General features: G+C 43.4%; 14 protein-coding genes. 7 read left to right on the forward strand and 7 right to left on the reverse strand.

From position 1 onward, the window contains the following. The first annotated feature begins 6 nt into the window (after positions 1-6). From ileS to LU351_RS01190, 6 genes are all read left to right on the forward strand, one after another. Positions 7-2,808 carry an isoleucine--tRNA ligase gene (gene ileS, locus LU351_RS01160; RefSeq protein WP_232592159.1) on the forward strand — a complete coding sequence of 934 codons (2,802 nt, stop codon included), beginning with the start codon at positions 7-9 and terminating at the stop codon, positions 2,806-2,808. An 8-nt stretch (positions 2,809-2,816) separates the two neighbouring features. Beyond that, positions 2,817-3,338 carry a signal peptidase II gene (lspA, locus tag LU351_RS01165; RefSeq protein ID WP_232592192.1) on the forward strand — a complete coding sequence of 174 codons (522 nt, stop codon included), beginning with the start codon at positions 2,817-2,819 and terminating at the stop codon, positions 3,336-3,338. A gap of 127 nt (positions 3,339-3,465) precedes the next feature. Then, positions 3,466-3,915 (forward strand): FKBP-type peptidyl-prolyl cis-trans isomerase, encoded by a 450-nt coding sequence (locus tag LU351_RS01170; protein ID WP_232592160.1) that lies wholly within the window; start codon positions 3,466-3,468, stop codon positions 3,913-3,915. A 65-nt stretch (positions 3,916-3,980) separates the two neighbouring features. After that, positions 3,981-4,922: a 4-hydroxy-3-methylbut-2-enyl diphosphate reductase gene (gene ispH / locus LU351_RS01175; RefSeq protein ID WP_232592161.1), complete on the forward strand. Its 942-nt coding sequence runs from the start codon at positions 3,981-3,983 to the stop codon at positions 4,920-4,922. A gap of 420 nt (positions 4,923-5,342) precedes the next feature. Continuing rightward, on the forward strand, positions 5,343-6,272 hold the full coding sequence (locus tag LU351_RS01180; RefSeq protein WP_232592162.1) for a PilW family protein: 930 nt from the start codon (positions 5,343-5,345) through the stop codon (positions 6,270-6,272). Positions 6,273-6,499: 227 nt separating this feature from the next. Then, positions 6,500-7,009, forward strand: a complete 510-nt coding sequence (locus LU351_RS01190; RefSeq protein WP_269783214.1) for a type IV pilin protein — start codon at positions 6,500-6,502, stop codon at positions 7,007-7,009. Between the two features lie 154 nt (positions 7,010-7,163). Here LU351_RS01190 and LU351_RS01195 read toward each other — a convergent pair whose 3' ends face one another. The 3 genes from LU351_RS01195 to LU351_RS01205 all read right to left on the reverse strand — a co-directional run bounded on the left by LU351_RS01195 (position 7,164) and on the right by LU351_RS01205 (position 9,755). Then, positions 7,164-7,514, reverse strand: a complete 351-nt coding sequence (locus LU351_RS01195) for a hypothetical protein (protein ID WP_416053921.1) — start codon at positions 7,512-7,514, stop codon at positions 7,164-7,166. After that, positions 7,444-8,550, reverse strand: coding sequence for a nicotinate phosphoribosyltransferase (locus tag LU351_RS01200; RefSeq protein ID WP_232592163.1), 1,107 nt, complete (start codon positions 8,548-8,550; stop codon positions 7,444-7,446). Before LU351_RS01200 ends, LU351_RS01195 begins: the two co-directional genes overlap by 71 nt. Before the next feature lie 149 nt (positions 8,551-8,699). Then, a complete protein-coding gene (locus LU351_RS01205) occupies positions 8,700-9,755 on the reverse strand; it encodes a bifunctional nicotinamide-nucleotide adenylyltransferase/Nudix hydroxylase (RefSeq protein ID WP_232592164.1) in 1,056 nt (351 codons plus the stop codon). A 348-nt stretch (positions 9,756-10,103) separates the two neighbouring features. Here LU351_RS01205 and LU351_RS01210 point away from each other — a divergent pair, with 348 nt between their 5' ends. Continuing rightward, complete coding sequence (locus tag LU351_RS01210; RefSeq protein ID WP_232592165.1) at positions 10,104-11,219, forward strand: GGDEF domain-containing response regulator; 1,116 nt, start codon at positions 10,104-10,106, stop codon at positions 11,217-11,219. A gap of 99 nt (positions 11,220-11,318) precedes the next feature. On the opposite strand, the gene LU351_RS01215 is transcribed toward LU351_RS01210, so the two are convergent. From LU351_RS01215 to fahA, 4 genes are all read right to left on the reverse strand, one after another. Beyond that, entirely contained in the window at positions 11,319-14,849 is a 3,531-nt protein-coding gene (locus tag LU351_RS01215; protein WP_232592166.1) for a di-heme oxidoredictase family protein, read from the reverse strand. An 817-nt stretch (positions 14,850-15,666) separates the two neighbouring features. Continuing rightward, complete coding sequence (locus tag LU351_RS01220) at positions 15,667-16,992, reverse strand: endonuclease (RefSeq protein WP_232592167.1); 1,326 nt, start codon at positions 16,990-16,992, stop codon at positions 15,667-15,669. Between the two features lie 925 nt (positions 16,993-17,917). Further along, positions 17,918-18,493, reverse strand: a complete 576-nt coding sequence (locus LU351_RS01225; RefSeq protein WP_232592168.1) for a TetR/AcrR family transcriptional regulator — start codon at positions 18,491-18,493, stop codon at positions 17,918-17,920. Between the two features lie 221 nt (positions 18,494-18,714). Continuing rightward, on the reverse strand, positions 18,715-20,034 hold the full coding sequence (gene fahA, locus LU351_RS01230; protein WP_232592169.1) for a fumarylacetoacetase: 1,320 nt from the start codon (positions 20,032-20,034) through the stop codon (positions 18,715-18,717). Positions 20,035-20,274 lie beyond the last annotated feature (240 nt).

A 20,274-nucleotide genomic window follows, 5' to 3' on the forward strand; every position in this document is an offset into this window, starting at 1 on the left:
ATACTTATGACTGATTATAAATCGACGCTCAATTTACCTAAAACGTCCTTTGCGATGAAAGCAAACTTGTCTCAACGTGAGCCGGGTTTTGTGAAAAAGTGGCAAAGTGAAGAAGTATATCAACAAGTGCGTAATGCGCGCGCAGGCAGAGATAAGTTTATCCTGCATGATGGCCCTCCTTACGCTAATGGCGATATTCATATTGGCCACTCGGTAAATAAAGTGTTGAAAGACATTATTATCAAGTCAAAGACGTTAAGTGGTTTTGATGCACCCTACATCCCAGGGTGGGACTGTCACGGTTTGCCCATTGAGCACAACGTTGAGAAGAAAGTGGGTAAAGCGGGTGTGAAGGTCGATATGAAAACCTTCCGTCAAAAATGTCGTGAGTACGCTGCCAAACAGGTGGAAGGCCAAAAGAAGGATTTTATTCGTTTAGGCGTATTGGGTGATTGGGGTAACCCCTACCTCACCATGAACAAGCAATTTGAGGCCGATATCATTCGTGCGTTGGGTAAGATTGCTGAAAATGGCCATCTGCAAAAAGGATTTAAACCGGTCTATTGGTCAGTTGTGGGTGGCTCTGCCCTAGCGGAAGCGGAAGTGGAATATCAAGATAAACAGTCATTTTCCATTGATGTGAAGTTTCCCGTAGCTGATGAAAAGGCATTGTCTTCTGTGATGGAGGAATTGGAGGGTTGTGGTCGTATTTCGGTTGTGATCTGGACGACCACACCTTGGACACTGCCTTCTAACCAAGCCGTAAGCTTAAATGCGGATTTACCGTATGTGGTTGTACAAGCGGGTGAAGAACGTTTGTTAATGGCCGAAGCGCTTTACGAATCAGTGATGACCCGTTCCGGTATCGAAAATTACGCAGTTGTTGGTACGGTCACCGGCGCCAAGCTTGAGAATCTCGCGTTAAATCATCCATTTTACGATCGCCAAGTGCCCATTATTTTGGGTGATCATGTGACTACCGATGCGGGTACAGGTTGTGTTCACACAGCACCAGATCATGGTGTTGATGACTTTAATGTAGGGCGTAAATACGGCATTGGTACGCTGAATTATCTCGATGATAATGGCCTCTATCGCGAGTCTGTTGAGAAGTTCGCGGGTGAGCATGTTTACAAAGTGGATGAAAAAATCATCGCTGAAGTAGAAGCGCACAATAACCTTTTATGCTCGGGCAAAATCACGCACAGTTACCCTCATTGTTGGCGGACCAAGTCACCATTAATTTTCCGAGCGACCCCTCAATGGTTTGTAAGCCAGAAGCAAAATAACTTGCAACAAATGGTGGCCGATGCGGTCGACCAGGTAGAGTGGATTCCAGGTTGGGGCAAGGCACGGATTGAGTCTATGGTGGCGAACAGTCCAGATTGGTGTATCTCGCGTCAGCGGACTTGGGGAGCGCCCATCACGTTATTTGTGCATAAAGAGACTCAAGAACTGCACCCTAAGACGGCTGAATTGTTTGAGGCGGTGGCACAGCGGGTAGAAAAAGAGGGTATGGATGCGTGGTTCGATTTAGAGCCAGCTGAGTTATTGGGTGAGGAGGCTGAATTTTACAGTAAAGTTACCGATACTCTTGATGTGTGGTTTGACTCAGGGGTTACCCATTTTGCTGTAATGAAAGCCCGTGAAGAACTGGGTTTCCCGGCAGACCTTTATCTTGAAGGGTCTGACCAGCACCGAGGTTGGTTCCAATCATCCTTAAAAACCTCAATGGCCATCAATAATGAGCCGCCCTACAAAGCCGTTCTAACCCATGGTTTCACGGTCGATCAGGATGGCCGTAAGATGTCTAAGTCCATTGGTAATGTCATCCCACCTCAGAAAGTGTTTAACGAGCTGGGTGCAGATGTATTGCGTTTGTGGGTTTCCGCCACAGATTTCAGTGGTGAGATGAGCGTATCTGACGAAATTCTCAAGCGTACCGCAGACTCCTACCGTCGTATTCGTAACACCATTCGGTTCTTGCTTAGCAACTTGGATGGTTTTGATGCCACCGCTGATCTGGTCGCTGACGATGAACTGCTTTCTTTAGATGCGTGGGCCATTGCAAAAGCGGTGCAATTGCAAGAATCCATTATCAAGGATTATGACGCCTATCAATTCCATTTGATTTATCAGAAGTTGCATAACTTCTGCGTGGTGGACATGGGCGGTTTTTACCTAGATATCATCAAAGATCGTCTTTACACAACAGGTTCCGATAGCTTGGCGCGTAAGTCAGCCCAAACGGCCTTGTATTACATTGCTGAGGCGATGGTGCGTTGGGTGGCACCCATTTTAAGCTTTACCGCCGAGGAAGTTTGGGCGTCTATGCCGGCACCAGCACACGGCGAACGTGATTCGACTATCTTTACCGCAGAGTGGATCTCCTTGCCTCAAGTGAATACTGACTTTCAATATTGGGAGCAGATTTCAGATGTAAAAGTGGCCGTGAATAAGGTTCTGGAAGCTAAGCGTAATGAAGGCGTTATTGGTGGCTCATTAAACTCCGAGGTAACTTTGTTTGCGGATGGTGATTTGTATGATGTATTAGCATCATTGGGTGATGAATTGCGCTTTGTGTTGATTACCTCTAAAGCCTCACTTAAACGTTTGAGTGAAGCCAATGATGCGGAACCTTCAGAGCTTTCTGGTTTGAGTGTTACTGTTGAGAAAGCCGCAGGGAAGAAGTGCGTAAGGTGTTATCACTTCCGCGAAGATGTTGGCTCGAACCCAGATCACCCAGAGATTTGTCAGCGCTGTGTGGATAATATAGAAGGCGAAGGTGAGAAGAGGTCTTTTGCATAATGGCTTTGATGAAAGCTGGATCTGGGTTGTCAATTTCCAAAGTAACTTGGTTGTGGTATGCCATTGCTCTTGTGGTCATTGGCCTCGATCAGTGGAGTAAGGCTGCTGTGAGTGCCTCTCTGCAATACGGAGAGCCAGTCGTGTTTACCTCGTTTTTCAATTTTACTTTGCTGCACAACTATGGCGCTGCATTTAGCTTCTTAAGTGATGCAGGTGGGTGGCAACGATGGTTTTTTGGCATCATTGCGGCTGTCGTTAGTAGTGTACTGGTGGTGTGGATTGCCCGCATTGAGGCTCACAAACGTTGGGAGCCACTTGCGCTGGCGCTTATCTTAGGGGGGGCGATTGGTAATTTATACGATCGTGTGGTTCTAGGGTATGTCGTAGACTTCATTGTCTTTCATTATGAAGAGCATGCGTGGCCGGCTTTTAACATTGCGGATATGGCCATCAGTGGTGGCGCCATGATGTTGATTATTGATCTGTTCTGGATAAAAAGTTCCGAAAAAGATGCCCAGCAGTCTCATTGACTTGTTTTTACGTACATTGTTTACGTATTTGTTTTTACCCATTTAAGACCGCATTTAATAAACGACGAGCATTGAGAGACTATTTTCATTTTGTTCGTCGGTGACGAAAGAGAATACCTAAGATTATATGAGTGATTTAACCATTGGCCCTGGAACCAGGGTAACTTTGCATTTTGCGCTGAAACTGGAAGATGGCGAGGTCGTTGATTCCACTTTTGGTGGCGAGCCCGCTACTTTTGATGTGGGTGACGGTAATCTACTTGAGGGGTTTGAGCGCGCTTTATTTGGTATGGCCCCTGGTACCAAAGAAACGTTAGTAATTAAACCTGAAAATGGCTTTGGTCAAAGAAATCCTGAAAATATTCAGGAGATACCACGAGAAGAGTTTGATCCTGGTATTGAGATGGAAGAAGGCTTGGTATTGTCTTTCGCGGATGCTCAAAACGCTGAATTGCCCGGCGTTGTAAGCAGTTTTGATGAAGAGTTTGTGTTTGTGGATTTCAATCATCCTCTTTCTGGGCGAGACATTCATTTTGAAGTAGAAATTATTGACATTGCTCCAGTGACAACGCATTAAATTGTTAACTTGAGTGAGAGCAGTTAAGTCATCTTCAATTTTTACTGCGGAGGCGATTATTAATCATGGAAATTAAATTAGCGAACCCAAGAGGTTTTTGTGCGGGCGTAGATCGAGCGATCGATATTGTAAATCGTGCTTTGGATGTATTTGGGGCCCCCATCTACGTTCGTCATGAAGTCGTTCATAACAAATTTGTGGTTGATTCCCTCCGTGATCGTGGCGCTATTTTTGTGGATGAATTACACGAAGTGCCAGATGATAAAATTGTAGTTTTCAGTGCTCATGGGGTTTCTCGTGTGGTACAGGATGAGGCAAAAAATCGTAGCTTGAAGGTATTCGATGCCACTTGTCCGCTTGTGACCAAAGTGCATATGGAAGTACTTCGGTTCAGTAAAAATGGCCAAGAGTGTGTATTGATTGGTCACAATGGCCACCCTGAAGTCGAAGGTACCATGGGCCAATACGACCACAGTGCTGGTGGCCAAATGTATTTAGTGGAAAACGAGAGTGATGTAGAAGCGTTGGCCTCGGTCGTAAAAGACCCTGACACATTGGCTTATGTTACTCAAACGACGCTGTCTATGGATGATACTGCCATTGTGATAGACGCACTGAAAAAGACTTTCCCTAATATTCGTGGCCCTAAAAAAGATGATATTTGTTATGCCACGCAAAATCGTCAAGATGCGGTCCGTCAATTGGCATTAGAGTGCGATCTTGTATTGGTGGTTGGTTCAGTGAATTCTTCCAATTCAAACCGTTTACGTGAGTTAGCGGAGCGATGTGGCTCTAAGTCGTTTCTGGTGGATGACGCTACCTCCATCGATCAATCGTGGTTTACCGATGTCCGACGGGTTGGTGTCACCGCTGGTGCCTCTGCGCCTGAGGTGCTTGTTCAAGGTGTAATTAACACATTAAAAGACTTGGGGGGTATGACCCCTGAAGAATTACAGGGTACAGAGGAAAATGTTCGCTTTTCTCTTCCTGTAGAGTTACGGGTGTAGCCCATATACTTTGTCAGTCGCTTTTGTAAGCAAACTTTGTCTTTACCTCTTTTCCATTCTATCGCTACTCTTTTGGGGTTGACGTATTTCGTAGGCGGATTGAATACTGAAATACGTTACTTCAATGAGTGAAGTTGATCAGCCTTTTTTTTCTAACTGTATCCCAAAAGCTGAAAGTTCTTCGTTTTTTTTTGAGAAAGCGAAATGGGCTTGAGTCTCAGGGAATGTAGTGGCGTACATTCCTAAATCCTTATATTTCATCGCCTCTTATATCTAAGAGGTGGAGGCTTAAGTTTTTGATGTATAGGGCGACGCCCTATTTTTATTGATTTATGGAGTGATATCTCTGGGAGTTGAATCTAGGGTTATTGTACTAACTCTCTAAGTCATCTATTCAAATTGCAATTGGAGTCCAAAATAATGCTAAAAGATGATTCCAAAGTTTCTGTGCTTGATATTGCTGCCGCACTCATTTTATTTCTGATTATTGTATTGGGTGCGATTAAGTCCGTTAATAGCGGCAAGCTTTTTTCCAGTAGTATAGAAACGTCAGTGAATGCGCAAGAGTCGGGCCGTTTGGCCTTGGCGTTAATTGCTCAGGAGTTGAATAGTGTTGTGGTTGATGGCCATTGCGAAAATCAAGGTGAAAGCCAGCAAAAACATGATTCGTATCGTTATTCTTCTACAGTGAATGGAGTGGTTACACCCAATGTCAATGACTCCGTCAATGGGATTAATTCTGTTGATGTTAATAACTTTGCTAATAGTGCAAGTCACATGAGTACGTTATTAACGTTGGAGAGTGGTGACCAGGATCGATTGGTTTTCCGTGATGTGGCGGCACGATGCAAAACAAAAGCGATATTTTCCGAGCCGCAATTGGAATTGGCCTCTGTTCAGAATTCCCCCCGTTTTGATGACAGGGATTGGAGTGTCTCTCCTGATAATAATCAAAATTTTGTTAGTGTCTCTGAAGCGATACCAGATTTGGAAATCAAACACGTTGAGACGCTGCATTCTGCTTTATCTTCATCATACCGAGATAAGACATATTTCATTGATGAAGGAGCGAATGGCCATTACGCGCTTATGCTTGGGGAGAATGGAACACAAATTGAGCTGATTCCCAATGTGTCAGAGTTAAATGTATTGTATGGGGAAGATTCTGATGGCGATGGGTCCGTTAATGCCTTTAAAAATCCAGGCCATATCACCGATATGGGTAAAGTCTTATCAGTAAAAGTTCAAATCACCGTCGATAGTCATAACGACCATGATTTATTGGGTGGAGTGATTCCCGCCAAAAGTACCTTTAGTATGACAGCAGATTTGCCAACTTATGAGCTATAAGTCGCTCTCTTTCCCTATACCGAGATTTTCTTTCCAGGCGTTGTTTATATCGCTTCAATCTTAACATTTTGTTTCTACCCTTTCGGCATTAAAGCCGCCCTGAGACCTAAAAGAAAAGTGCTATAGTGCAAATAGGTTTGAATTGAATGAATCTTGACGAACGTTGACTCTGCTCACACATCGCATGAGTACGACGTCGCGTGGATCAATAAGTCAGTGAGGGGGCGATGATGCTGTCGAGAACTAGGTTATTGGATATTAGATTTACGAGGGCTGCACGAGGATTTACGCTCATAGAAGTGATGATTGTAGTGGCTATTGTGGCGATTTTGGCAGCCATAGCGTTTCCGTCGTATCAATCTCATGTTGATAAAAGCAGTCGCGCGGACGCTCAAGGGGCATTAATGAATTTCGCGCAGGCGATGGAGCGGCACTTCACTAATAATGGAACTTACATTGGAGCCGATGGTTCAATGGATGAAATTACAACCGATACAGCCCCGACCATCTTTCCTACTCAAGCCCCTTTGGATGGGGGTAATAAAATGTACAATTTGGTTCTGCGTATGGTAACTGCCAACACTTACATTTTGGCGGCAGTGCCTATAGGAGGTGGTCGTATGGAGGGGAATGGAACTTTGGCATTGACGAATACGGGATTACGAGGGTGGGATCGTGGTGGTGGAGATGATCCTCTTGGTGATGCTGAAAACCAATGCTGGGAACAGAGTTGTTAATCTCAATAAATGAAATTGAGAAAAGGGCGAAAGTTGGAAGTAGAATTTAGGTGATGATAGATTTAATGCCCAAGCGCTTCTAAAAAGAAGCGCTTGGGTTATTGCTCAGTAAAACATGGTTTATTGAGTAGGTTTATTGAGTAGGTTCATTGAGTCAGTTTATAAACTGAGTATCGTTGGCTCTAGCACGGATGGTGTCAAAGTCATCCTCAATGAAGAGCTCTCCATCTTTAAATACGGTCCTTAGTAAATTTTCTCGTTCACCTAAATCCTGCTCTCGTATGGTTTTGACGGATCCATCATAAGGAATTAATGCCAAACGGCCTCGTTTAGAGCGTTTACCAGAGTCAGTAATGGGGTCTTTATAAACATCTCTCCATAAACCATCCACCATAGCGGCAGAGGCTTTCATGGCAAACTGCATGGTGTCTCGGTTAATTTTTTGTAATAACTCTCCTCCCATGCCGAAAGTGATATTTTCCGCACTTTGGCGACGTTGTTTCATAGTTTCTAAAATAGCGCCTATCGTATGCATGGAAATACCGTCGCCTTGTATAACTCTGACGCAAGCAGGTAATTTTTTGATTGACTTCATACCCAAATTTTTTCATTAGGCGTTCGATGGTTTCAGTAACGACGGTAACAGGATCACCGCTATCTGGGCGAATCACTAAAGTGCCACCAGAGGCTTGCACTTTTTGTTTTAACTCTTCTCCCCAAAGTGTATCAATCGCGTTCCACAAGTCGTAAGAATCGCTAACCACAGCAACTAATTTCTCGGGCCCTGAAAATTGCTTAAGCATATTGGCGTAGGCGTCTTTTTCCTTCTCTCGTCCCCAACTGGTAATGGTACTGTGCTCTGCGGCAGGAATAGAAAACCCAGGCATATCCGCGTTGTAGTAACGGCGAGCAGCCATGATACCGCTAAGGGTATCGGTACCCATAAAGTTCACCAAGTGAGAGGCACCGCCAATCGCAGCGGCTTCCTCAGAGGTGGCGCCGCGAGCACCAAAGTCATGGAGCTTAAACGGCAGCCCTTCGCTGCTGTCTGCGGTATCGTCCAAGTATTGGCGAATGATTTCCCGGCAGTGCCAAGATTGTGTGGCAACGGTGGTGGGATACCAAATGGCTCTGAGCAGCGCGGTTTCCACGTAACTGGTTAGCCAAGCGCAATTGGGGTCGGTATTCACCACTTGTACCATGGCATTTTTAATAGGCAGTACTGTTCCCTCGGGAATGGCTGCAATTTCAATGGGTAACTTGCCGTTGTGTGTGTCGACGATGTAACGCCAGCCTTCTGCGTTAAACGGTACGCCGTGAGCACGAAAAATCTCTTGAGCCTCATCGACATTAGCATGGGTAATTGGGGTCATCAGGGTTTGTTTGATGAACATTTGCAACCCAAAGAAAACGGCATGTTTAAATTCGCCCCCTCTGGCCTCTACATAGCTGGATACCCGGCTAGTATTGGGTGGGTATTGTAGATAGTGTGATGCTTTGTAAGAGTCGGCATTTAAAATAATATTGTCGAACATGCTCATGATGGAAATCCTCCAGTCTTAGTCGTGTGCGCAAAGTCTGTCTTTGCGTCTTCGTTGTAGATACCGTTTTATCTTATTTAAAAACAGTACCTAATTAATTCTATTCTAATTTTACTTTGGTCAACTTTGTTCATACGTTTTTTATTTTGCTACAGGCCAGTAATGGCTTTAATAATAAAATAATGATCTTCGTAAATGCGTCTTGGGTCTAATTGTGAAAGAGGAACCCACACCGCGTGTTTGGCATCGTCACCTCCTTTGACTTTAGGCAATTGCTGATTGGGAGCAAGCTCAAAATAAAATGCATGGGTAATGGTTCTGCCTCGAGCTGAGCGATGTGGATTATCGAACACTCGATGAGCGCGAATTGAACCCTTTAATACAGGCGTGGGCACTTTTAACCGTGTCTCTTCTCTGAGCTCTCGTAAGCAGGCGTTTTCTAGAGTTTCGTTTTGATCAACAAACCCGCCAGGTAAAGCTAATAAGCCTTTTCCTGGCCGTGCTTTGCGCTCTACCATAAGCACATGCCCGCTCTGAATAACAACGCCGTCTACAGTAACAAACGTCGGAGGGTAGGGGCTGTTTTCCCAAGATTTTTGGTATTGACCAATAAATGCGTGCTCTTCCTGTAATTGCAGAAATTCGTCCCCGACGCAAATGCTCTCAAGTTTTTCAGCAGTTTTTGGGCTTAATAAATCAGCCATGGAATCGTGTTGTAAAAATTGATCGATACTTGAGGTACTCAAAATACGTTCTCTTATCGGTGTCGCGCTAATCCCTTCATAATTTTTGACGCTCTCCGATGCCCATTGGGGAAACAACTTTAAGTAGTAAGAGCTTTGGTCTTTACTGTGGCCAATAAGCCCAATTTTAGGTGATTTGTGTACGACTCCAAAATGGGCTGCCACAATACCGTTGACCGTCATTTGCACATTTTGCACCCAGGCTTCATCGTTATAAACGATGTCCATCAACGGTGCGATGTGAATGCGCTGATTTTCGTTGTCGGTGAAGTTGGCACGAATCATTTCCATTCTTTCCTCTACGCTCCATGGGTTCCGTGTGGTGCGTGGCTGATGTGCTGAGCCGCAGAGGATAATCATTTGTTGAGTATGGCGTAAGCCTTCTTGAATCACCGCCAAGTGGCCTCGGTGAAAAGGTTGGAAACGGCCGATGAAGACCAAAAAATCATATGAATTTGACATGATCAGCAAGCTCCTTGCTGTGAGTGACGTTAACCCATTCACTGTGTGAAGGGGGGTAGATGGCTGAGGTCTGTCCTCAACTGTCTACGGGTTAATCATTGATGATCTAATTGTGGCTTAAAGCCACTAATTGTGTCAAGGCTATTTTTTCATCATTTTAGGATGAGGTTCGGCTGATGACTGGCATGGCCATTGTTTTTGTTATGGTTGGAGGTAAAGTGCGACTACACTGCGAAGAGGAGCTTGAAGAAAAGTTCTAAGAAAACCTTGGGTAGAACAGTGGGCATCATCAGTGCCATTGGGCATAAATAAGTACGAATTGTATCCGGATAAGTTGTTGGACATGTTATGGCATTAGAGCACGATAAAGAAAGCAATACACAAATGTCGAGGTTGTTAATTTGTGACGACTCTCGAATAGTCAGAGCGACGGCAAAGAAAATGTTATCTGAACGCTTTGACTTGGTGTTTGCTGAAAATGGTGAGCAAGGGTGGGATTTTTTAATGAAAGATCCCACCATACAAGTGGTGTTTACAGATTTAAAAATGCCTGAGCTCGACGGAATTGGTTTGATAGAACGAATCCGACATCACGATGATGAAAAAATTCGGAATTTGCCTATTATCGTGATCACGGGTGCATCGGATGATGAACATATTAAGCGTCAGATTTTTGATGCTGGTGCCACAGACTTCGTAACTAAGCCGTTCACTGCGACGATTTTAAATGCTCGTGCGGATGCCCATTCCAGTTATCGTAAAATTAATCATACGTTGCAAGAAAGTTCTAACCTTGATCCGGTTACAGGGCTGTACAATCAAGCAGGATTTAACCAGCAATTAAAAAAAGATATTTCTTTTGTGAATCGTCATGGTGAAACCATTGCCATGCTGAGATTTGAGGTTGATCATTTCGATCAAATTCATAAGGCCCTTGGGCAAAAAGCCACGGATTTAATCGTCAAAGAGATTTCTAAGTTATTATCTGCGAGTTTGCGAAAAGAAGACAGTGCAGCTCGACTGGGTTTGGCAACATTTGTTGTGTCGTTACCCATGGCCAAAAATGATGGTGTACTTGGGCTTGCGCGTCGTTTGTTGGCAAAAGTGAATTCTTTTAAATTAAAAGTGAGTGGCAGGCAGGTTGCTATTAAAGCGTCTGCGGGCATTTCAACACATGCCAAAGGCAGTCAAATTGATACGGTAAAACTGATGTTAGCCTGCCAACAGGCGCTGGAGAATGCAAAAGCCGTTGGCCCGGGTGAGGTGCAATTATTAAAAGTTGAAACACCGGAAGCCATGGAAAAAACCACACCGTTTTCGATGGATGCGTTGTGGGAGCAATTGCAAGAAGGTCAGTGTGAATTATCTGATTTTGAGCAGACAATGTTAGTCAAGCGAATGGTAGCACTAGCGTCGTTACTTTCAGAGGAGCAAAAGGCAGACTTTATTTCTCAGCTAAGGTAAGTGACTTTATTTTCGTTAAACCTCAATACTCACATCCATGAGAGTATTGAGGTAACAGTTTAAATAAAATGGTAAAAAACGTACGCTTACATTAATCAGTTACAATGAGCGTAAGAACTTCACAATGCTATTCATATCGCTGCCAGCATTAGAATGCGCACTGATGGCAGATTCTAATGTAGTGGCACGACCGTCGTGCAAGTAAAGTTGATTCATTCCCATCCGCTCCAACATCTCTATATTTTGTCCAATTCCCCAAAGAGGAGCTGTGCGGAATTTACCACCGGTACCCACGTCCCATAACTTCATATCGGTGTAAGGGCGAATATAAATATCACGCAGTTCCACCGGTGCGTCGCTACGGGTTTTTGCGGTTGGTGTATGGCAATCGGCACAGCCGCGATTGTAGAAGGCGACCTCTCCTTCCTCGACTTCCGGGTCTGTATAGGAGTCATAGGGCCTGACGGGAACGTGCAATGTCCGAGTGTATTCAACAATTTTGTCGAAGTTATCTGCACCAATCTGTGCCGGTGTTAACCCTAAGTCGACGCTGAGTGCAATTTCCGATTGTTCTTCAACGGTAGCAACAGAGCCATCCCAAGTTAACCCTACTTCAGCTCCTTCAATCCATTGCAATAAGCCAACGCCATAGGTCGGTGGTGCAATACGAGGCCCTTTGGGGGTGTTAAAGACGAATTCAGAGCGGCCATCTCGGACGTGACAATCGCCACAAGAAGCAACTCCTGCACTTTTTACCAGTACACCGTTTACATCACGAATCTCCACGCTTCCCGCAAGGCCTGTGCCGCCGGGTTTTGCCTGACTGACGTCTGCCATGCCATGGAAAAGGTTATGACCAAGGATAAAATCATTCACCATGACATCGCTTTCCACGGTGGTGAGTTGTTGGGCAAATTTGGCGTTGCGCTCATCTTGCTCGACAGGGTTGCATCCATTGGCATGTACCATACGCACACCACCTCGGCCTGCGGAGTTTAGGCGAGGGTCGCCGGTGGCGGTGCTGAATCCCATTCCGACCGTCACGTTTTGCATGGTGTTGTAGATTTGTGAGCTGATGGAGGTGCCGCCAAATTTACTGTTATTGGAAGTGGGGAAAGTGGCTTCCCAGCTGACAATTTGTCCGTAATCGAACCCTTCTGCCGGAATGGGGTTACCACCATTGATAATGTATTGAGGGCCTTGGCAATTGCCGGCTCCCCACTCAAAGGCCTCAATACGCATAGGTGCGACGGATGCGTTGGGCTGCAAGCGGAAGGCGGTGCCTGGGCCATCAATGTAAGTGGAGGTGTAACGCTCTAAACCACTGAGCAATGAGGTGTTATAAGGCATCGCATCAAAGGTGATGAATTCTTCGGGACGATCCCGTGAGTGAGGATGACCATGGCGCTGCCAGTTTGCACTGGTGTGGGTGATGGTGGGGCGATCTTCCGGGTTAATACGATCATTGGGCTGGGTTTCATCGTATTCAAATAACGCGGTGTACACCCAATTATCTTCCGGCTCAGCATTGACAGTGCCACGAATGCGGTAGCGTAAGAAATAATAGAATTTGCCGTAACAGGCACCAGGAATTTCCGTTGAATACGGGCCTTCGAGGGTTCCGGGCATATCCGATTTATGGAATTGAATTTGATTATTGGAACACCAAAACTCCAAGCTCGGATCTTTGGGAGAACGCACATTGGTGTCGGAAACGAACGAGAACTGATAGGTTAATCCTGTACCGGCTCTCCAGGTTACTGTGCGATCTTCAATATCAATGGCCATACCATAACTTCTCGGTATGATTCCATTCACGGCGGTTTTTAATGCCGGAGCAGGATAATCCACCAGTGGTAATTGAGGAATCAACTCCGCACTGGCCAAATCCCAATTCGGGATATTGGCACCATTGGTACTGGATGGGCCAGTATCATTGCTAAAGAAGTAAAGAGGCTTACCATTGTAAGTGACTTGATAAACCGTCTTCACGGTTGTGTTTCCACAATCATCGGTCACTTCTTCAGTGCGTGTAATGGTGTCAAAACCTCCGGTCACACCACCTGCACCCACCAAATCTTCTGCATCTGCAATGGTTAATGGTGGCCATTGTTCGGCACAACTTCCTTCGCAATTACTACTGCCATTGGTGTCATTGGCAAAGGTATAGAGCGCGAAATTAGGTGAGACAGAACCCGCACCACCGATAAGTCGAGCCGATTGGCCACCGTTTTCGATCAATGTGCCCACGGCTGCTTTAGGTGCGGAAGGGGGGAGTTGCCCGCCACCATTACTGACAAAGCAAGGTGAGGTAGAAACACCTTCGCCGGGTTTCACGTTGATGGAATGGATACATTGCCCACCGCCAAATTGATCGCCCTGTAATCGAATCTCAAGGGTATAAGTGGTATTGGCGTTGACACCCGGTACTTGGGTTTCATACCGAAGTACGTCGTCGTCTGTGCTGGTGGTGTAGGTGAAAGGGCCTGTTTCAGGAAGGTTGGCGCCGCTGCTGATGAGCCCCAAGATAGCAAAACCGGGCCCGTGATTGGGCATAGCGCTATGGTAAACCAAGCCGCTGGTTGTCATACCAAAAGCATAACCTTCGCCGAAATCAGCGGGGTAGTCCACATCCGGTTCGCCACAACTGCCTCCGTCATCATCACCACCGACAATGGCAATACTTCCCAAAGAGGTCGGGCATTCATTATTCCCCCAGCGTGCCCATGTGTTATAGATACCGGGTGCCAAATTTGAAACGGTGGTAGACCCGGAATTGTCTGGAACTCGGTATGGGTAACTGGTACCACCATCTACGCTGAATTCGATTGTTGAGCGAGTTCCGCCACTACTGGCATCATCATTGAATGAAAAGATGATACTGCCGTCATTGGCACCGGCAGAACTTTCATCGATTTTCGATAGTGTTGCGGCGGGAATGTCCGAACCCGTGCATGTCTCTCCTGTGGGGGTGGCTTCAATAATAGTGATGGTGTCCAGTACAGTAGGGCACTCACCGTTGCCCCAGCGAGCACTCACGCCATAGTCACCCGGTGCTAGGTTAATGATATCTAAGCTACCGTCAGATAAGTCAGCACTGTAGTCGTAATTGTTACCACCATCTATGCTGAATTGAATGCTGGAGCGACCAGTCGTTGGGCTGAAGGAAAACGAAAGACTACCATCGTTGAAATCAACGTCGGTTTCGTGGGTAACAGAAATATTCGCGCTGGGGATGTCCGCACCCGTACAAATTTCTCCTCCTCCGGTATCCCCTCCAACACTGCCACCGCTGGTTACCGATGAATCGAACGTAACGGGAATAAAACCTGTTAGTATTTGCCCTTGGGAATTATCTTGAATTTTGGCTGAAATATTATAAGTGGAGCCATCGGTTAATCCGTTCACTGGACGTTCCCAGTATCCATTTACCTTTTCGCCACTTTGACAGTTACCCTCACTGTTAAGACAAATAAAATTCCAAAGCCCAGAGTAATTGTTATCTTGAAAATAAATCACACCAGAGTCAGGGCCGGTTGCTCGTATCCCTTCATCTGCATGAACATTTCCGTTGATACTCATTGCCGTACAGACGGCAGCCAGCATCAATTGTTTTCGTAGAGTTGTCATCGAGAGGCCTCTCTATAATAGAAACAGCTTTCAAATGTAGAAAGCTGAGTGCAAAAGATAGGAATGCGGCTGTTTGTATCAATAAAAAAACATTCATACGATAAATCAGCAATTAAAATCCTTTGCAACGTTAGCAATCACCGAAACGGTGTCCCACTGACTTAGAATGTGGAGTGCTGACAAGACCTCTGTAAGACATTCCCAAAAAAGTATCGATTCCATATTGCCAATGGGCCATTCCAGTATTTTGGGTTGTGTGTATTTACCGCGCTTCATGATGCCTTTGGGTTCATCGGTTTGAACTTAATCAGCGTATGAAGAAATCAAAATATAATTTGATCGAATATCGTTAAGGTGCCCAAAGTGGGGCAATGAACAAGATGGAAAAACTTTTTTATAATTATTTTCCGTTTTTTAGATCAGGCGGAAAGCAACGAATTGACAAGGCTAACTTAATTATCATTTTTATTGAGCAGAGGATGATCTCTGCTGTCGCACTGTTTTCTCGCTGTGTGTTTATTATGAATAGAATGTAAACGATTACAAGTATAGTTTTAACTAAAATTTTTATTGGTTATTTCTAAATGTAGGAGGCAGACATTAATAATGAAGGTAATGCATTGAGTTATTAAGAAAAAAGATAGGTATGAATGAAATTTATAAGATAAATCTCATTCATAAGGAAAAGAAAAATTTAAATGAATGAACAGAGAGCGTTAAGGGCGGAGTAATAAAAACGAACCGATGTGACTACTTACCTTTCCATCAGATCGGTTCGGTGTGGTTCAGCAATCAATATGAGCCACTAATAAGAGAGTTACCAAATTCTTTCAACAAATTCAGGGTGATCAACAAATGGGTTACGATTACCTTGGAATTCGTATGCAGCATTATTTCGGTCAATTTCTTTCTGGCTGACAGGGTCCTGCTGGTGCCAGCGTTTTAGCATATTGACGTACCAAGATTGGAACACTTGGCTGCCCGTCCCGTTAAATACGGCATTGCTATCACTCTTCCAGGAAGAGGCTTTATCCTCATATCGAGTTGCCATGTAAAAATGGGCTCTTGCAAAATCGCCTTTGAATTCGTCAATAGGTTCAAATACCGTACCGCTATACCCAAGTCCACTTCTACCGGTACCTAATAAGGAGCCATTGTTGGAAGTGTACTCTCTAGAGCCGACCTCTCCGAAAGGGTGATTGTTACGCTTGTTGTTAACCGAGCCATCAGTAGGAAAAACATGATGCACATCAGAGTGCATAGGCTCGCCTTTACCGAACCATGCCTTGGGCATAGAATGTTCGCGGTTATAACAATCTCCTTCCCCACTGTACTTCAAGTCTTGACTGCATTGGTGCGTACCGGCTGTAAAGTTATACGGATCAGGATTGAGAGGGTTTTCTGAATACATATCCAATACGGATTGGTCACGTTCATAGTATGTATCTAATTCATGATCTCGAATAAAGGTCCATATTTTTCCATATTGCGAGCCACCCCATTCTTTAGGTGGTTTAGTAATGTTGAACAATTCGGTTTTTAAAGCGAAACCGCTTAGCCCATTCGCACTTGAATAGTAATTGGATGAATCAGAGTTATTTCCTCCATTTGAGCCACCTGTATTTCCTCCCCCTGTGTTTCCTCCACCCGTATTTCCTCCACCCGTATTTCCTCCACCATTAGTGCTGCCATTTACTTGGTAGTCATCAATAAATACGGTTTCATTTCCATCAAACCCACTCACATCATAGAAGCGCAGGCCCACTTCGATACTTCCATTTCGAGAAGCGGAGTATTGATAAGAAACGTATTGCCATTGATTGGTTAGATTTGCATCAGAGTAGGTATAAAAGCCATCTACGTATAACCGAGTTTGAACACCGCCGTCAGTGTGGTACACCCATACTCCTACATCGTAAGTTTGTCCGGCGGTCACTGAGATCGCTTGGCGAAAATCGGTGTTACCTTGACTTCGTGTGGTTACGTTGATTAAGGCGGAGGCGCTGCCAGAATACCTTGTTGTAGTGGAGCGAGAAATCGTAATTCCGCTATCAATTGTTGTCCAGCCAGTAGGCTGGTTATTATTCCAAGATTCAAAATCCCCATTTGTTAATGCTGCTGCGTTGATTGAAGCCATCATCATTATTAATGCTGAGATGATGTGAGATTTTCTTAATAGCGGATTCTTTATAAAGTGATTTAGGTGCAAAGTAATTGTGTTTGAGAGTTTTTTTATCCCTAAGTGCTGATTCTTTCTAGTTGATTTCATAATGGAATACCGATTTAGTTGTCGGGTTAGTTAATTTTTTGAAATCCATAAGCGAATTCTGTGCCTAGTCTTTAATAAAATGGAAATTTTGTTATAAAAAAGAGATTTTATGAGTTGACTGTATGGTCATATTTGTAAATCCTTTGTGATTATCATGCTAAGTTCGAGTTGATATTTTCGTATGAAAATTAATTGGATCTCTATGTTATTGATTTATATATGATTTTTAACTCGTTTTTGTTTTGTTTTGATGAGGCAGATTAATCATGATGTAAATTACTAACGTTGATGTAGGTTTTACCGCTTTTTTGAAAAACAAAATCACCTCCTTTTTAAATGGCTTTTAAATTTAACGGTAATTGCTTCTATTTTTTCCAAAATAATATAATTGCTCTCAAATAGTGCGATAGGTAACTACTTCAACTCAGTGAATGCGCCTTTTAAGTGAGAGACGTTTTAAGGGGTATTTGGGTATGATGTGTTGATACTGTAAAATCGAATTGGTTGAATATTAATCAGTTCGAGTTTTGATTATTGAAAAGAATCACACTATTTGTATTTTTCGTTACCTTTTCATTAATAATATGCATAATCATTTATTTGAAAAAATATTGTTGATTCTTACTCCTCTGCTTGAAACTGTTGATTCCGTTTTTAGAGCTGAATTTTTAAGCGTGCTTGATAAAGTGAAATGCACTCGATAAGAGCATGTGTGAAAGCGCTCTCAATAATAGCCCGAATAGAATTCGGGAAGAGCGTTCTAGGTAAGGGACATTAAAAATTATCTAGTTTATTAATTTTAATCTAGCTTTAAGATGTTCCATATTGCTGCTGCTAGCATATCTGCAATTTGTTTGTTTGACAGTGGTAATATATCTGACGTTAATGTATAGCCCTCAAGAAATGGAATCAGTAAGCTGTTTATCTGATTAAGTTGTCTTTTATTTTCTACAATATTCTCGAATATATTCTCCAATAGTCTTGCAGTTGAGTAATAATACTCTTCTAAATAATCTTTTATTGATTCACTACGTGATGATATTGCCCATATTTCTCTAAAAGTTTTGCATGACGCTATAAGTTCTTCGTCACTGATAATATTCAGTAAAAATCTAGAAATATGGATTTTTTTGATCTTTTCTCTGCGTGGCAAATTTCCAAGATGCATTTTGATGAAGGCTGAGCAATGGGTAAGATAATGATCAACCATACCTTTGAGTAATGCTTCTCGATTCTTAAAATGATATTGTAAGTTACCGAGGCTGATGCCTGCAGAGGTGGCAACTTTTCTCATGGTTAAACTGTGATCGCCGTGTTCCTCTAATATTCTCAAACCACATTCTATAATCGTTAGTTTCGTGTTTTTTCTGACCACTTATGGTTGCCTCATTATCAAATTTAAGTCAGTTTTATTAAGATACTGCTTTTTTAATAATTTTTCATGTGGAGGTGGCGATTTTATTTTTATCGTTGTTTTAATTTAGCGGTCTTTTTTTATGTCTCAGTAATTATTTTCTTGTGGTCTTCTCAAAGCTAAATGTAACAATGAGATATTTATTTTATACTTCGTACTCAAAATGAATATCTATTGTTAATTTAAGTGGGTTTTGCTGGGACTATTTTGCCAGTGACAGATCCCAGTCCTATACGGCGAAATCCAATACGTTCACAAAATCCTGTTAATGTGATTTTATCATAATCCTCTAAAAAATTGCGTTCTTCGCCAGAGTTAAGTTCAACTGTACGTTTACCACCTTCTGTCATTTCCAACAAACTACCAACTTCTAAAGGCGTTGGGCCAGATTGTGTGCCTGTACCAAAAAGGTCTCCAGAGCGTAATTGGCAGCCATTACTGGCATGATGAGTGAGCATTTGATAAATAGTCCAAAAACTGTGTTTGAAAGACGTTTTTGATAGTCGCTGCGGATTAAGTTTATCTGATTGCATGGTTTTGCTGGAAAGGTAGCATTCAAGTTGAATATCAATAGCACCAAGCGCTTGATTTTGTGAGCTGTTCAAGTGGGATAGGGGGGAAGGGTGGCTTTGAGGGCGTTCATGCGGCATTTGAAAGGGAGCTAATGCCTCAAGTGTAATGACCCAGGGTGAGATAGACGTTGCGAAGCTTTTTGACAAAAACGGGCCTAAAGGTTGATATTCCCACGCTTGTATATCTCGTGCACTCCAATCATTGAGCACGCATAGACCAAATATATGCTGGGGCGTTTGGTCAATATTAACTGTTTCACCGGGCCTATTTTCTTTTCCAATATAAACACCTAGCTCCACTTCATAGTCGAGCTTTTCCGTTGGTGCATAAATTGGGTACGAGGCAAATGAAGTTTTGAGTTGCCCTTGAGGCCGCTTGATATCAGTACCAGAGAGGTATATTGACGAGGCACGACCATGATAAGCCACGGGTACCCAAGAATAGTTAGCCAGTAATGGATTTTCAGGCCGAAATAATAGACCGACATTCGTTGCATGATGTATAGAGGAATAGAAGTCGGTGTAGTCGCCAATATCTACAGGTATTTTTAGCTTAACACTCTGTTGAGGCACTAATGTGGGTCTCAATAGGGCTTCTTGTTCAGATCCTTTTCTTAGCGCTCTAGATAGCATTAATCTTAAGGATGACCATACTTCAGGTCCGCACTTCATTAATGCATTAAGGCTAGGTGAATTACATGAGTGTAACGCTTTCTGGGTATTTTCTTCTAAATCTTTTAACCATGAAATAGCAGTAAGATCAATGATGCTGTCGCCTATTGCGACACCGACACGAAATGCTTCGTCTGTATTTTTACGTTTGAATACACCAAAGGGTAGATTTTGAATTGGAAAGTCTGTGTTTGGGTCATTTGCACTATCAAGCCATGACTCCAACATCGCATCGTGAGTTTCATTGAGGTTGATCATTTTTATAGCCTACTATTTTCATTGTTATTCTTTTTGTATTTTAAAAACCGGTGTGTCAACTTAAGAGACTCATCGTGTTATTGCAATTCTGATCTCTGTGGTACTTTGATATTGTTCGTACTTGGATATTGTTCGTACTTTGATATTGTTCGTACTTTGATATTGTCAGTATTTTGGCATTATCTGATACTTTTATTGAGTGTGTTGTAGGCGTTATTTTCCGTTCTACGTTACTTTCTC

It is taken from the genome of Marinibactrum halimedae (genome assembly GCF_021234875.1).
Lineage (GTDB): Bacteria > Pseudomonadota > Gammaproteobacteria > Pseudomonadales > Cellvibrionaceae > Marinibactrum > Marinibactrum halimedae.

Excerpts from the sequence above, each read along its gene's own strand:
- LU351_RS01205 (WP_232592164.1), bottom strand. The coding sequence starts at position 9,755 with ATGTCAAATTCATATGATTTTTTGGTCTTCATCGGCCGTTTCCAACCT.
- LU351_RS01210 (WP_232592165.1), top strand. The coding sequence starts at position 10,104 with ATGGCATTAGAGCACGATAAAGAAAGCAATACACAAATGTCGAGGTTG.
- LU351_RS01220 (WP_232592167.1), bottom strand. The coding sequence starts at position 16,992 with ATGATGATGGCTTCAATCAACGCAGCAGCATTAACAAATGGGGATTTT.
- fahA (WP_232592169.1), bottom strand. The coding sequence starts at position 20,034 with ATGATCAACCTCAATGAAACTCACGATGCGATGTTGGAGTCATGGCTT.
- LU351_RS01170 (WP_232592160.1), top strand. The coding sequence starts at position 3,466 with ATGAGTGATTTAACCATTGGCCCTGGAACCAGGGTAACTTTGCATTTT.
- LU351_RS01180 (WP_232592162.1), top strand. The coding sequence starts at position 5,343 with ATGCTAAAAGATGATTCCAAAGTTTCTGTGCTTGATATTGCTGCCGCA.
- LU351_RS01190 (WP_269783214.1), top strand. The coding sequence starts at position 6,500 with ATGATGCTGTCGAGAACTAGGTTATTGGATATTAGATTTACGAGGGCT.
- LU351_RS01200 (WP_232592163.1), bottom strand. The coding sequence starts at position 8,550 with ATGAGCATGTTCGACAATATTATTTTAAATGCCGACTCTTACAAAGCA.
- lspA (WP_232592192.1), top strand. The coding sequence starts at position 2,817 with ATGAAAGCTGGATCTGGGTTGTCAATTTCCAAAGTAACTTGGTTGTGG.
- LU351_RS01195 (WP_416053921.1), bottom strand. The coding sequence starts at position 7,514 with ATGAAACAACGTCGCCAAAGTGCGGAAAATATCACTTTCGGCATGGGA.
- ispH (WP_232592161.1), top strand. The coding sequence starts at position 3,981 with ATGGAAATTAAATTAGCGAACCCAAGAGGTTTTTGTGCGGGCGTAGAT.
- ileS (WP_232592159.1), top strand. The coding sequence starts at position 7 with ATGACTGATTATAAATCGACGCTCAATTTACCTAAAACGTCCTTTGCG.
- LU351_RS01215 (WP_232592166.1), bottom strand. The coding sequence starts at position 14,849 with ATGACAACTCTACGAAAACAATTGATGCTGGCTGCCGTCTGTACGGCA.